Source organism: Spirochaetota bacterium, from assembly GCA_035477215.1.
Classification (GTDB): domain Bacteria; phylum Spirochaetota; class UBA4802; order UBA4802; family UBA5368; genus MVZN01.
Window position 1 is genome coordinate 34,620 of sequence record DATIKU010000008.1, and the last position, 13,043, is coordinate 47,662.

Annotated in this window: 15 protein-coding genes; 3 read left to right on the forward strand and 12 right to left on the reverse strand. The window is 57.8% G+C overall.

What is annotated here, in order from left to right; all coding sequences use genetic code 11:
* Positions 1-22: 22 nt before the first annotated feature.
* Genes VLM75_01105 through nrfD form a run of 3 tightly spaced genes read left to right on the forward strand, consistent with a single transcriptional unit; the run spans position 23 to position 4,136 of the window.
* Positions 23-1,987 (forward strand): molybdopterin-dependent oxidoreductase, encoded by a 1,965-nt coding sequence (locus VLM75_01105; protein ID HSV95510.1) that lies wholly within the window; start codon positions 23-25, stop codon positions 1,985-1,987.
* A gap of 14 nt (positions 1,988-2,001) precedes the next feature.
* Positions 2,002-2,862 (forward strand): 4Fe-4S dicluster domain-containing protein, encoded by an 861-nt coding sequence (locus VLM75_01110; GenBank protein ID HSV95511.1) that lies wholly within the window; start codon positions 2,002-2,004, stop codon positions 2,860-2,862.
* Between the two features lie 23 nt (positions 2,863-2,885).
* Positions 2,886-4,136, forward strand: a complete 1,251-nt coding sequence (gene nrfD / locus VLM75_01115; GenBank protein HSV95512.1) for an NrfD/PsrC family molybdoenzyme membrane anchor subunit — start codon at positions 2,886-2,888, stop codon at positions 4,134-4,136.
* Between the two features lie 364 nt (positions 4,137-4,500).
* Here the strand turns inward: nrfD and folD are convergent, their stop codons facing one another.
* The 12 genes from folD to VLM75_01175 form a co-directional block, all read right to left on the reverse strand.
* Entirely contained in the window at positions 4,501-5,391 is an 891-nt protein-coding gene (gene folD, locus VLM75_01120; protein HSV95513.1) for a bifunctional methylenetetrahydrofolate dehydrogenase/methenyltetrahydrofolate cyclohydrolase FolD, read from the reverse strand.
* A gap of 115 nt (positions 5,392-5,506) precedes the next feature.
* Positions 5,507-5,938 (reverse strand): archease, encoded by a 432-nt coding sequence (locus VLM75_01125; protein ID HSV95514.1) that lies wholly within the window; start codon positions 5,936-5,938, stop codon positions 5,507-5,509.
* Positions 5,939-5,943: 5 nt separating this feature from the next.
* The gene (locus tag VLM75_01130) at positions 5,944-7,398 is read right to left on the reverse strand and encodes an RtcB family protein (protein ID HSV95515.1); all 1,455 of its coding nucleotides are present in this window, start codon (positions 7,396-7,398) and stop codon (positions 5,944-5,946) included.
* Between the two features lie 54 nt (positions 7,399-7,452).
* A complete protein-coding gene (gene amrS, locus VLM75_01135; GenBank protein ID HSV95516.1) occupies positions 7,453-8,448 on the reverse strand; it encodes an AmmeMemoRadiSam system radical SAM enzyme in 996 nt (331 codons plus the stop codon).
* Positions 8,449-8,551: 103 nt separating this feature from the next.
* Positions 8,552-8,968 carry a polymer-forming cytoskeletal protein gene (locus VLM75_01140; GenBank protein HSV95517.1) on the reverse strand — a complete coding sequence of 139 codons (417 nt, stop codon included), beginning with the start codon at positions 8,966-8,968 and terminating at the stop codon, positions 8,552-8,554.
* Positions 8,969-8,981: 13 nt separating this feature from the next.
* Positions 8,982-9,203 carry a tetratricopeptide repeat protein gene (locus tag VLM75_01145; GenBank protein ID HSV95518.1) on the reverse strand — a complete coding sequence of 74 codons (222 nt, stop codon included), beginning with the start codon at positions 9,201-9,203 and terminating at the stop codon, positions 8,982-8,984.
* Positions 9,204-9,280: 77 nt separating this feature from the next.
* A complete protein-coding gene (locus VLM75_01150) occupies positions 9,281-10,267 on the reverse strand; it encodes a polyprenyl synthetase family protein (protein ID HSV95519.1) in 987 nt (328 codons plus the stop codon).
* 17 nt (positions 10,268-10,284) lie between these two features.
* Positions 10,285-10,614 carry an STAS domain-containing protein gene (locus VLM75_01155; protein ID HSV95520.1) on the reverse strand — a complete coding sequence of 110 codons (330 nt, stop codon included), beginning with the start codon at positions 10,612-10,614 and terminating at the stop codon, positions 10,285-10,287.
* A 75-nt stretch (positions 10,615-10,689) separates the two neighbouring features.
* Positions 10,690-11,427, reverse strand: a complete 738-nt coding sequence (locus tag VLM75_01160; protein HSV95521.1) for a ComF family protein — start codon at positions 11,425-11,427, stop codon at positions 10,690-10,692.
* Positions 11,424-12,116 (reverse strand): 7-cyano-7-deazaguanine synthase QueC, encoded by a 693-nt coding sequence (gene queC, locus VLM75_01165; protein HSV95522.1) that lies wholly within the window; start codon positions 12,114-12,116, stop codon positions 11,424-11,426. The genes VLM75_01160 and queC overlap by 4 nt, the downstream gene beginning before the upstream one ends.
* Before the next feature lie 10 nt (positions 12,117-12,126).
* Entirely contained in the window at positions 12,127-12,375 is a 249-nt protein-coding gene (locus tag VLM75_01170) for a hypothetical protein (GenBank protein HSV95523.1), read from the reverse strand.
* 153 nt (positions 12,376-12,528) lie between these two features.
* Positions 12,529-12,987 carry a hypothetical protein gene (locus VLM75_01175; GenBank protein ID HSV95524.1) on the reverse strand — a complete coding sequence of 153 codons (459 nt, stop codon included), beginning with the start codon at positions 12,985-12,987 and terminating at the stop codon, positions 12,529-12,531.
* Positions 12,988-13,043 lie beyond the last annotated feature (56 nt).

Below are 13,043 nucleotides of genomic sequence, written 5' to 3' on the forward strand. Positions count from 1 at the left end.
CGAATGAGGAGTAATTCAATCCATGGAAAAGCTTGAGAGACGTGAAGTTATAATGATGGCGGGTGGCGCCCTCGCCGGCGCGACCGTTGGAACGCTCTTTTCGGGCGCGCCCTTCCTCGGCCTGCAGTGGCTTGTCGAGTGGACGCAGGACCAGTTCGTACCCGCCCCCGGCGAAGAGAAATACCTGCAGGGCCGCTGCCTGCTCTGCCCGAGCGCCTGCGCCCTTTTAGTGCGGATGATCGGAAACCGCGCCGTGAAGGTTGAAACCGCCAATACCGGCTGCTACAAACCACAGCTTGCCATACAGATGCTCTATCATCCCGAACGCATTAAAAACCCGCTCAAGAGGATCGGCAAAAAGGGTTCGGGCAAGTTCGCCCCGGTAAGCTGGGAAGAGGCCATAAAGGACATCGCCGCGAAAATCGACGGACTACGGTCGAGCGGTAATGCCACACGGATCGCCGCCGTGAGCGGCTCCGCCGCCTTCGCCTCCGGCGAGATACTGAAGCGCCTCGTCAGGGCCTCGGGAAGCCCCAATGTCTACAGCGAGCCCTGTCTGAACACCCTGTCGGCCGCGGCCACCCGCCTCACCCAGGGTCAGTCCGGCTCAATTTACTACGACTTCGAGAACGCCGATTTCATACTGAGCTTCGGCGCGCGGCTCGTCGAGGGCTGGGGAGACCCGGGCAGGATGAACAAGGCCCTCGTGGGCTGGAAAGAGCGCAAGGCGCGCTACGTACAGATCGACACGGCATGCACCAGAAGCGCTTCGATGGCCGACAGGTGGGTGCCGGTCAACGCCGGGACCGAAACGGTCCTCGCGCTGGGCATCGCCAACCAGCTCATCGCCATGGGCAGGCGCTCCGGCGGCGCCAACTTCGCCCAGTGGTCGCAGATCGTCATCAATGACTATGCGCCCGAAAGGGTCGCCGAAATCACCGGTGTCGGCGTGGACGCCATCAGGGAGATCGCCAGGGAATTCGCCTCTGCGCGCAACCCGATAGCCGTCGCCGGCAGGGGCGCGTCGGCCGTCTCATCCTCAACCGTCGAGTTTGCCGCCGTACAGGCGCTTAACAGCCTGGCGGGAAGTCTCGGCCGCAGGGGCGGCGTGTTGCTTGTGGATTACGCGGGCCTCGGCGAAGTCGCGGTCAACGCGGCGGGCGCCAGGGGGCTCGACGATTTCATCAAGAACGGCGCGGCCGACCTCATTTTCATAAACGAGGCGAACCCGGTGCACCGCAGCGTGTACGGCAAGGCGTTCGCCGAAAAGCTTAAAAAGGACACCATGGTGGTGGCATTGCTGCCGCTCCTCAACGACTCGGCGGCATACGCCGACTACGTGCTTCCGACCATTTCGCCGATAGAGGGCGAACCGGTAGGGCCGCGCTTCAGGGCGATGCATCCGGTCGACGCGCTGCTCGCCATAGCGAAGGCGGTGAAGGGGCTTGAGAGCGCCTTCCCGTGGACGGGCCGTAAAGACGTTTTTTCGCTCATCGGCCGGCAGAACGTAAAGGCCGCGGGGAACTTCACCTTCCCGGTCGAGCTCTTCAAGGCCTACCTTGCCGAATTTTCGAAGAAAATCGGCGACAAAAACTACCCGCTCGCACTCCTTCCCATCGAGGCGCCCATGGTAGGCGACGGCGACGGGCTCGCGCTCCCCTACGTGCTCAAGGGCCTCGACTCGGTGACCCTCACGGGCGCCAAGCTGTGGGTGATGATGAATCCCGAAACGGCGAAGCGGGAAGGAGTTTCCGAGGGCTCGAGGATCGATATCGAGTCCGCACGGGGCGAGATCGGCAGCGTGAAGGTGCACATCACCAAAACAATCGCTCCCGGTGCGGTGGCCATTCCGATCGGGTTCGGCCACGAGTTTTACACCCGGTACGCCGAGGACAAGGGCGTCAACGCCAAGGAAATCATGTCCGACGATATAGATCCCATATCCGGTGCCGCCGACTGGTGGTTTACCAGGGTAAAAATCAGCTAACGAGGTGATGAACAATGAGCGGTCAAGAAGCGCCAAAGAAGAAAGTAAGCGACATGAAACGACTGTGGGGAATGTCCATAGATCTCGATAAATGCACCGGATGCGGGGCGTGCCAGGTGGCGTGCAGCCAGGAAAACAACATGCCGATATTCGAGGACGATTCGGACCTGCCCAAGCGCGTGGTCTTTCTCGACCTGATGAAAGTCACGAACGAAATGGACAAGGGCGCGAAGTTTGGCGATGTGAAGGTCGCGTATCTGCCCAAGATGTGCATGCAGTGCGCGGGCAACGACCCGGATAACCCCTACCCTCCCTGCGTCTCGGTATGCCCGGTGGTGGCCACCGACATTGGCGACGACGGCGTTGTGAGCCAGATATGGTCGCGCTGCATCGGCTGCCGGTACTGCCAGGCGTCGTGCCCCTACGAGGCGCGCGTATTCCACTGGTGGAAGCCCGTATACGAGGGGAGCTTTAAGGAGGGCCTCAACCCGGACGTATCGGTCTCCTCGCGCGGCGCCGTGGTAAAGTGCACCTTCTGCAGCCACATCTGGAAACGCGAGCGCGACAGGATGATAGCCAAGGGCATCACCGACATCAACGCGGTACAGTACACGCCCTCTTGCGTTTCCTCCTGCCCCACCGGCGCAATGAAATTCGGCGATCTTAAAGATCCGAGGTCGCCGGTTTATGAAGAGAAACTCCGCAGGGACCCCCGTGCGGTCCGCCTCGTGCACTCCATCGACGAGCTCAGGGACACCAACCCGGCCGAATACGATCGTCGCATGAAGATCAAGCAATTTCCGAACCCCAAGGTCTGGTATCTCACCGGCAGCGAGTGGCTCAGGAAGAAGCTGAGCGTATTTGAGAAATCCTAAGAGGACAGAGAAGGAGACCGACTGTGAAGAACTTTATTGAACTGTTAAGGAACGAATGGAACAGCTATTCGAAGAACACGCAGATCGCCCTGTATGTTCTCTTCGGGCTGTCCGCGCTTTTCGTAATCTTCGCCATCCAGATACTGTTCTGGGGGCTGGGATACACCGACATGAACAACAATTTCGCCATGGGCCTGTGGATCATCGGCGACCTGGGACTGGTGGCGCTCGGCGGCGGGGCCTTCTTTACCGGCTTCCTCCTGTACATCCTCAGGGTGGACAAGCTCAATCCGCTCATCAACTCGACCGTGCTCCTGGGATTCATGTGCTACCTGTTCACCTTCATCCTTCTGGTATTCGACATCGGGCAGCCGCTCAGGGCCTGGTTCGGCTACGCCTATCCCAACTGGGGCCCGGGCCTCCTGCCCATATCCATGCTGACCGAGGTCGTCTGGTGTCTGACCTTATATTTCTGCGTGCTCTGCGTCGAGCTCATTCCGATTCCGCTGAAGCACAAGATCATGGACAATATCCCCTTCTTTCGTTATTTCGGGCACTACCTCCACAAGCTCATGTGGATCATGGCGGCGGTGGGCACCTTCCTTTCGTTCTTCCACCAGGGATCACTCGGTGGAGGCATGTGGGGAGTTCTCTACGGAAAGCCCGTATGGTTCAGGCCGCACTATTTCTTCCTGGCGATCGTCGCGGCGACCGCGGGAGGCACCGCGTTCATGATGCTCATCCCGAAGATCGCCGGAAAGATCATGAAGAAGGAAGTGGCGCCAAAGGAAACATTCATGACGCTGGCGCGCATTTCGGGCGTTATGTTCGTGTTCTACCTCATATTCAGGTTGTACGACCTGTACAGCCTGACTGTCAAATACGTGCCGCTCGCCGATCGCAGCTATGCCGATATCCTCGGTGGGTACTATGGCTGGTGGGTCGTCATCGCCGAGCTTTTGCTCTGCCTGGTGCCGATCGTGGTCTTCAACGTCGCGAAGCTCCGCGAGCGGGAGAAGTATTACATGGCGGGACTCATCGCCGGCGTGTCGGCCATCTCGATGAGCAAGGTGGAGGCGGTGCTTCATGGATTCTCTGTGCCGAACTTTCCGTGGAAAGGATTCACCGTGTACAACCCGACAATACAGGAGTGGTTCATATTCCTGGGCTCGCTCGCCATCATGACGCTCGTCTACATGTGGTTTGCCCGCTATCTCCCGCTCTTTCCGCATCTGCACAAGGGCGGACACGGGGACAACAAAGCGCACACCTGATACGGATCGCTTGTACAGACGAAAAACCCCGCTTTAAAGGCGGGGTTTTTTCTTGCCTCTACTCGATATTACAACAGGCGAGAATACGGTCGTTTTTCTTGATGATGCCGCTTACAATCCCCCCGCCTCCGGCGCGCCCCCTTCTATGAAGAGGGCCCCCACACGATGGGCTTTCGGCTTGGAATTTAACAGGTTTGCCCTTGAATAGATCTGCCCATTACCAAAATGTGGTTATAACACACAGGATGCGCTACTGCCGGCGTTGCGACAGGAGGTCGCGTCGTTAGCCGGCCCGTCGGCGGGGGGATCCAGTTGGCACACTGCTCCCACCGTTCACCGGTGTGAATTCCAACATCAATAATCGTCACCGTACACCACGATGCAGTTTGAACGCCTTTAGCGTGTTGGAAAGCAGCATGGTGATCGTCATGGGGCCGACGCCCCCCGGAACCGGGGTTATGGCCGAGGCGATCTTCTCGACCTCGTCGAACTTGACATCTCCCACCAGCTTTGTCTTTGAGGGATCGTCGGGATGGGTTATCCTGTTCATACCCACGTCGATGACCACGGCGCCTTCCTTCACCATCGAGCCGGTGATCATCTCCGCCCTTCCCGCCGCCACCACCAGCACGTCCGCCTGGCGCGTATAATACGAGATGTCGGGGGCCGCGGTATGACAGACGGTTACGATGCAGTCGGCGTCCTTTTTCTTCTGTACCATCATTGCGGCCATGGGCTTGCCCACTATGTTGCTCCGTCCCACCATCACGAGGTGCTTGCCCTTCAGGCTCGGCACGGCCCTGTTGATGAGGATCTTGCATCCGTGCGGCGTGCAGGGCAGAAAGCCGTCTTCGTCACCTATCAGAATTTTTCCCACGTTGGCGGGATGGAAGGCATCCACGTCCTTCCGGGGATCTATGCGATTGACGATTGCGGTCTCGTCGATCTGCTTCGGAAGCGGCAGCTGAACGAGGATTCCATCAACGTCATTCCTGGCGTTCAGTTCGTCGATCAGCGAAACCAGCTCCTTTTGATCGGTGGTTTCGGGAATCGTATATTGAAACGACATGAAACCCGCCTCCTCGCAGGCCACCCCCTTGTTGCGGACATAGACCGACGAGGCCGGATCATTGCCTACCAGCACCACCGCAAGCCCCGGCACCGCCCCATGGCGCTCCTTAAGGGCGATCACTTCCTTGCGTATCCCGTCCCGAATCTCGGCCGCTATCTTCTTTCCGTCAATTATCAGAGCCATGCATATTCCTCTTCACCGGGGGTTCGCCGTACCGCGCACACAACACCGTACAGGGTCCGGCCGTATGGCCACCATCAAGGCAAATACCGCGCGATTGTCAATCCTTTGTACGCTCTTACACATCGAAGACGACCGTCGCCGTCCATGCGCCGTTCTCGTAGCATACCGAAAACCGATGCATGGTGACCGCCTTGATATCGACGATAAAATCATGGAGTGCGGGTTCAATCCGCTCAGCGACCGCGGCGCATCGCAATGAGGCACCGCCGGGGCCATGATCCACGTCCACTACCGTCGGGCTGACGAGCAGGGCCGACGAATCTTTATGAAACAGGAGCTCATTGAGAAAGGAAAAAAGCAGCATCTCGATGGATTCGGCGCGCAGCTCGAATGATATTTCCATGCCTTCGGCGCGACGAGCGGCGCCCCCGAGCATTACCGCCCGCAGGGCCTCGCCCGCCGAGACGAAAAGCTCACCGACCGTGCCGCCGAAAATCCTGAGCGCGATGTCGGCGCTGGTTACGTCCTCTAACTCTTCGAAGGGCACGCGGCCTACCCCTTTACACTGCCCAGAGGCACAAGGCGCGCGACGGGGGCGCAGAGCCCGGCGCCGAATGCCGCGCCGACCACCGCGTCGATGTCCTTGTATGCGCCGCCGGCCTCCTCGGCGAGGCCCGAAAACGACGCCGTACGGATATGTATCCCCCGTTCGCTCAGGGAGCGCTGCAGGTCGCGGCCGTTAAACCGCCTTCGCGCCTGGGTCCGCGACATGAGCCTTCCGCTTCCGTGCACCGTTGAATAAAAGCTTTCCCGTGCCGGGGCTGTCCCGGTACAGAGATATGATCCCGTCTCCATGCTGCCTCCGACGATGACCGGCTGGCCGTACGGCATGTAGCGTTCGGGCACCCCCTTCATGCCGGGAGCGAAGGCGCGCGTGGCGCCTTTGCGATGCACCAGGAGCTTTAGCGTTTTACCCTCCATCTCATGGTTTTCGAGCTTGGCGGTATTGTGGCATACATCGTAGATGAGCCGCAGCCCGAGCTCGCGCGGGCTCTTATTGAAATGATCGGCAAATACCTCCCGCACACGGTGCATGATGAGCTGGCGGTTGAGAAAGGCGATGTTGATGGCGCAGTTCATGGCCCCGAAGTACGCTTGCCCCTCGTCGGAATGAAGCGGCGCACAGGCCAGTTCGCGGTCGGGCAGACTTATCCCGTAGCGCTGCTGTACAGAAAGAAAACGCTGGAGATAATCCGTGGCGATCTGGTGCCCTGTGGCACGGCTGCCCGAGTGTATCATCACCAGTATCTGGTCGTCGCGGTCGACGCCGAACGCCCGCGCTGTTTTCTCGTCGTGTATGCCCGCCTTCTTCGCGACCTGTATCTCGAGAAAATGGTTGCCCGATCCCAGGGTGCCGGTCTGGTTTTTTCCGCGCTCGCGGGCCTTCTGCGACACCGCCTGCGGGTCGGCGCCGTCCATGCAGCCGTTTTCCTCGCAGTATTCCAGGTCCTCCTGATCGCCATACCCGTTCTGCACGGCCCAGCGCGCCCCTTTTACCATGGCCTCGTCGAGCTTCGATCCCTTCAGCACGATCTCCCCGGCGGCGCCGACGCCCGACGGCACGCGCGCGAAGAGCCGGTCCACGAGCGGCTGGATGTGCTCCCTCACCTCGCCAAGCGTAAGCGAGGTGGCCATAAGGCGAATGCCGCAGTTGATATCGAACCCTATGCCCCCCGGCGAGATGACACCGCCATCCTCGGGATCGATAGCCGCGACTCCGCCGACCGGGAAGCCGTAGCCGGAATGGCCGTCGGGCATGCAGAGCGCGTACTTCCGGATACCGGGAAGCATGGCCACGTTCACCGACTGCTCGAACACCGCGTCGTCCATGGACCGGATGAGCTCGGCGTTTGCGTAGATGCGGGCCGGTACGCGCATTCCCTTGCGCGCGCTTTTCGGTATTTCGTAACAGTACTCAGAAATATTTTGGAGTTGTTCTGGTTTCATGGTAATCCGCCACGGGGCGCATTCCCGCCGTTTTCGATGGTCAGTCCTGTCACTTTAATGCCGGACCCCCAGGTCGGCCCCGCATCGCCCGCAGCGGCCGTCATCGAGCGCGATGATCCGCGTCGAATAGCCGTTGCGACCGATGACAATCCCGCCGCATGAGGGGCACAGGGTATCGCTACCGTTACGGCCGCCGGGGATGTTGCCGCAGTACACGAAATCGAGTTTCCGGCGGGCCTCCTCGCATACGTCCATGATGAACCCGACCCCGGTCGCAGGGGCGTCGTGCCGGCAATTGGGATAGTACCTCGATACGTGCCAGGGCATTTTTCGGTCTACCGAGGCGATCCAGTCCATGATGTCGCGCATTTCCTCGATGTCGTCGTTGATGCCGGTAACGATTAGCGTCGTAAGCTCGATGTGGCAGCGCCCGTGCGCGCCTGTTATGGCGTCGAGCACGGGCTGGAGCCTTCCCCTCTGGTACTTTTTATAGGTCTCGTCCCGGAAGGTCTTCAGGTCGATGTTCATGGCATCTACCAGGCCGAGAAGCTCGTCGAGCGGCCCGGGATTGATAAAGCCGTTGGTGACCAGCACGTTTTTAAGCCCGGCCTTACGGGCCTCCTTCGCGCAGTCCATCACGTACTCGAACCAGACGATGGGCTCGGAGTAGGTATAGGCGATGCCGACAGAACCTTGCCGCGCGGCGCTCCGCACGACCGCCGAAGGCTCGTAATACGACGTTGACGCCGCGGTGTTTTGTGAGATGTGCCAGTTCTGGCAGTAGGAGCATTTCATATTGCAGCCGACGGTGCCGATGGAGAGTATGGAGCTTCCGGGATGGAAATGATACAGGGGCTTCTTCTCGATCGGGTCCATGGCAATCGAGCTTACCCGGGCGTAGTTGTCCGAAAAGAGCGTTCCGCCGATGTTGGTGCGAACTCCACAAATACCGCTCTTTCCGTCCGTTAACGAGCAGTTGTGCGGGCAGAGCGCACACTCGAGCCTGCCATCCCGCCCTTTAGTATAATGCCGAGCTTCGGTGCGTTTCACGACCAACCACCTCCCTTACGCCGGATACGGCGCTTGCCGGCCTTAAAAGTCAAAAGGCGGCGATTATCAGTCGCCGCCCGGGGAACATGGAGGGGAAGGATGGCTATGCCGTCTCCAGCTTAACATCTTCATCCTTCCGGGCGGTCCCGGTGGGTGACTTGACCATCTCGCATTTTCCCTCGAAGACGACGCCGTCGGCTATTTTAAGCTTTGAAGTCCTGATATTGCCGTACAGCTTGCCGCTGGACTGTATTTCGAGCCGATCAAGGGCCTCGATGTTTCCATGGACCGTTCCGTGTATTATCACCGCACGGGCCTTTACGTTCGCCTTTACCACGGCGCCCTCTCCCACTACGAGAAAACCCTCCGATACGATCTCGCCCTCGAAATACCCGTTGATCTGGAGTGATTTCTTGAATACGAGGTCACCGATGAATTCCGTGTCCTTTGCGAACACGGTGCCGATCATCCCGTTTTCATAGACGGGGTTTGTGTTGACCTGGATGATCTTTTTCGTCATACCCTTCCTTCTTCTACTTCGTGGTCATAATGAAAACACCATCCCAGTCGGCGGGAGGAGGAACTTCCTTGTATTTCTTCGATCTGTCGAGATACAGCGCCGATGGACCGTCGTTCGGATCGAACTGCAATGCCTTCTCGAAGGCCCTGATGGCTTCGTCCCACTTGCGCTGCTTGTACGCCGCAAGCCCGGCGTTATAATGGTTCAGGACTTCCCGCTTCTCCCTGGTTATCATGCGCCCTCCCTCCGGGTTCCGTAAACAACGCACCGGGCGGCCCCATGGCACGCGCCGTCCCGATAATGATCGCAGGCTCAGTAATTTCTTTCAACCAAAAATTTCGAAAGGTCCAGAATAATATCCCGGCAGGGCGATGATGGAAACGCGCCCATCGATTCAACGAGTTTACGGTTGTAGCCCAGGGCTACATCAATCGAATACTCCACCGCTCCCGCCTCCCGTATCCGCCTCTTAACATACTCCCATCCCTCGGGAGTCGGGTTCTTCGCATATTCCGTCAGCTTCGACCTTTCACCCCCGTCCACGTTTTCCAGAAGGTGCAGAAAGGGCAGCGTCACCTTGCCTTCAAGGAAGTCGTTTCCCCCGTCCTTGCCGGTCGTGGCGCTGTCGTCAATTACGTCCAGCGCGTCATCGACGATTTGGAAGGCGAATCCCAGGTTTAAGCCCGCGATATATAGAATATCGCTCTCATCATCGGAGAGACCTCCTTTCACTCCTCCCATCTTCATGCAGGCCGCCATAAAACGCGCGGTTTTAAGCTCGATAATGGTGAAATAATGGCGCTTGTCGATGCGGTCTATCCCGGAGTATTCGAGCTGATAGAGCTCGCCCTTCACCATGTCGCTTGTGGCCGCCACCAGGACCGGGAACATGCTTCGCGCTCCCTCGCCCACCGCAACCCGTAGCGCCGTGGTGTACATGTAATCCCCCACCAGCACGGCCACCCTGCTTCCCCACTTCCGGGAAACCGTCGGCACGCCGCGGCGGAGCAGCGACTGGTCGATGATATCGTCGTGAATAAGACTCGCACAATGGACAATTTCGGCGGCGGCCGCCAGACCGATGGCATCGTCCGAGGGCTCGGCCTTCAATCCGGAACTGAGGATCACCAGAGAGGCCCGAATCTTCTTTCCCCCCCCCTCGAAAAGATACATCGCGCTTTCGTCGATGAGCGGCACGCCCGTCGACAACTTTTCCCTGATCTGATCATCGACCTTTTTTAGGTAGGGTTCGATTGGCTCAAGAATCCGCGTAAGATCGGATTTAAGTCGCTTCTGCATATCCCCGGCCGGAACAATTAATCAAAGGCATTCATGCACTCCCGCTGAGATTCGAATATCTCGAATACCCTGTCAAGCATTGTTGTTTGGAAAAGTTTGAGCAGGTTGTCATTGACAATGACGAGTTTGATGTCTCCGTCCTTGTCCTTTATCTTCCTCTTGACGGCCACGAGCACGCCAAGGGCCGAGCTGCATATGTGCTTAACATTTATCATGTCGATGCAGATGTTGTATTCGCCGCTTTTTATGCATTCCTGCAACGCCGTTTCAAGCTCTTCCGAGGCGTCCTGGTCTATTCTTCCGTCCAGGACAATTATTTCCGCACTCTCATGTGAAATCCGCTTCATGGGTGGATATCTCCTCTTTGATTAAAAAATGGCGCAGCCGGAGGGCCGGTGGCGGTCACTTATAATATACCACAGTCAGATGTTTTCAAGTTTTTTTATTCCCGCCCGCGCAACCGTAACCGAGATTACGTCAGCCGCACCGCACGAGATAAGCATTCTGGCGCACTCGTTGATGGTCGCCCCCGTGGTAAGCACGTCGTCCACCAGAAGCACCCTCTTCCCGGATGTTGCGGCCGGGTTAATCACACTGTACCGTCCCAGAACATTGAGATATCGGTCGCGCGAATGGAGCTTTCTTTGCGTTGCCGAGCGCGGGTTTTCCGCCAGAAGGGCGATATACGGCCGGCCAAGCCGTCGGGCGAGGAGTCGTGCCATCAGCTCGGACTGGTTGAAGCCCCTTTTCCATTTTTTATCCCGGTTCATCGGCACGGCGGTGACTATTTCCACCCCCGAGGCGGTTTCGGCCAGCGCGGCGTGCAAAAGCCCGGCAAGCGGCCGGTGAAGCCTCCGGCGGCCCATAAACTTCAGGGCATGCAGCGCCTTCTCAAGCGACCCCTCGTATTCGGCGACAGCTATGTGCCGCGAGGGATAAAACCGCCTGTTGCCGCACAGCGTACACCCGTCGCCGGCCAAAATGCCCGAACAACGCGGACATCGGTCCCGCACCGGTTCGATCCTTCCGCGGCAGCACGCGCATAAAAGGTGCGCTGAATAGGGGACGACCGCCCCGCACGCAACGCAGTGAGATGGGAAGAGTACATCAACCGCGGCCGGGAAAATCTCCCCGAGCAGGGAGAGCGCTCTCCTTCTCATTTCCTGTACCTGGTTGGATCGGCCACGCCCGCCTCAATGAATCCCCGCCTTCGCAAAACGCAGCTGTCGCATTCGCCGCACGACACACCGTCCTCGCCGGGGTCGTAACAGCTGTGTGTAAGCGAATAATCCACGCCGAGATCCCGTCCCAGCCGAATAATGTCCGATTTGCTCATCGATATCAGCGGAGCCCTGATGGAGAAGCCCCTTCCTTCCACCCCCTCCCTTGTCCCCAGGTTGGCCATCCGCTCGAAGGCGGCTATATACCCGGGCCTGCAGTCTGGATACCCGCTATAGTCGAGAGCGTTTACTCCGATATAAATCAATCGGATTCCGGATGACTCAGCGAACGCGAGAGCGTAGGCGAGGAAAAGGGTGTTCCGTGCCGGCACATACGTGTCAGGAACGGCATCCGTTCGACTCAAATCCCTGTTTTTCGGCACATCGATCCCCGAAGACGGATTCAGCGCGTTTCGCTGAAAAACGTCGACGGGAATATCGATTATAAGATGCCTTCCGATGCCGAAAAACGCCGATAGCTTCCGTGCGGATTCCACTTCAACCTTGTGGCGCTGTCCGTATCTGAACGTTATAGCCGAGCAGGCGGAGGAATCCCTTACCGCCACGGCGGCGGCGGTCGCCGAGTCGAGACCGCCACTAAGCAGTATTACGGCATTTTCATTATCCAATCATGGACCGTCACGCCTGGTCTTTGATTACGACGTTCTTCATCGGGAAATAGTCGTACGGTTTCATCCCGAACACCTTTTCGAAATCCTTTACGAACGGACACATGGTGCAGGTCGCGCGATAAATCCCTTCCATGGTAATTACAGCTTCGTCGAAAAGGACGCTGTTCCTGTCGATCTTGATATTTCTAATCTTAAGAAAAGCACAACGCTTGCACTTTTCGGCGTTTTCCTTTACTTTGTCGGTAATCAATGGCATGGCAACCCTCCGTGTGGTATACTTTATATACAACCTATTTTGTTCATGGGAAAAAATCCACTAATATTTTGCCACCGCGCTAACCCACCGACCCTCTCTTGCTCCGCGCGCCGCAAGGAACGGCAGCACGCCGCTCATCCGCGACCCGGACCGTCATAGCTGCCCGAACATCAGCAGATTGACCAGGCGCGCGAAAAAATACGCACCGCAGAAAAGAAAAAATGGTATCGTAAAAAGAAATATGTAAATTTCCTCCTGCAAAACGACCTTCGCGTGAAGCACTTTTTTTCCGAAAAAATTAAAATGATAATTTGCAGGGTCCTGGGAGCGGCGATACATGTTTCTGAGGATGGTGACTTTGATCATGACCATGATTACCATGATGAGGCCCGCCATCATCCACAGAAGAAACAGAAGGTTCACGTTGCGGATAAAATCCGGGCGGAATATTGCCACCACAGTCAGTGCCCCGGCAAGCACGATGTTGCTTATGGCGGTGTTGATAAAGCGCCGCAGAGACTTCCCTTCTCTCCTGAGCACGTACTGAATAAGAAAATATATGTGCGCGGTGAAGGATATTTGCAACAGCAATAAAATAATCCGTATTACCATGCCCCGTCCTTTAGTAGAAGAATGCGCGCGCCCGCTCCCACAACGGGATAATACGA

What these genes read in the sequence shown, in the direction of transcription:
- VLM75_01155 (HSV95520.1), bottom strand. Translation starts at nt 10,614, where the DNA reads ATGAAGCGGATTTCACATGAGAGTGCGGAAATAATTGTCCTGGACGGA.
- folD (HSV95513.1), bottom strand. Translation starts at nt 5,391, where the DNA reads ATGGCTCTGATAATTGACGGAAAGAAGATAGCGGCCGAGATTCGGGAC.
- VLM75_01150 (HSV95519.1), bottom strand. Translation starts at nt 10,267, where the DNA reads ATGCAGAAGCGACTTAAATCCGATCTTACGCGGATTCTTGAGCCAATC.
- VLM75_01170 (HSV95523.1), bottom strand. Translation starts at nt 12,375, where the DNA reads ATGCCATTGATTACCGACAAAGTAAAGGAAAACGCCGAAAAGTGCAAG.
- VLM75_01160 (HSV95521.1), bottom strand. Translation starts at nt 11,427, where the DNA reads ATGAGAAGGAGAGCGCTCTCCCTGCTCGGGGAGATTTTCCCGGCCGCG.
- VLM75_01105 (HSV95510.1), top strand. Translation starts at nt 23, where the DNA reads ATGGAAAAGCTTGAGAGACGTGAAGTTATAATGATGGCGGGTGGCGCC.
- VLM75_01175 (HSV95524.1), bottom strand. Translation starts at nt 12,987, where the DNA reads ATGGTAATACGGATTATTTTATTGCTGTTGCAAATATCCTTCACCGCG.
- VLM75_01130 (HSV95515.1), bottom strand. Translation starts at nt 7,398, where the DNA reads ATGAAACCAGAACAACTCCAAAATATTTCTGAGTACTGTTACGAAATA.
- VLM75_01145 (HSV95518.1), bottom strand. Translation starts at nt 9,203, where the DNA reads ATGATAACCAGGGAGAAGCGGGAAGTCCTGAACCATTATAACGCCGGG.
- VLM75_01140 (HSV95517.1), bottom strand. Translation starts at nt 8,968, where the DNA reads ATGACGAAAAAGATCATCCAGGTCAACACAAACCCCGTCTATGAAAAC.
- VLM75_01110 (HSV95511.1), top strand. Translation starts at nt 2,002, where the DNA reads ATGAGCGGTCAAGAAGCGCCAAAGAAGAAAGTAAGCGACATGAAACGA.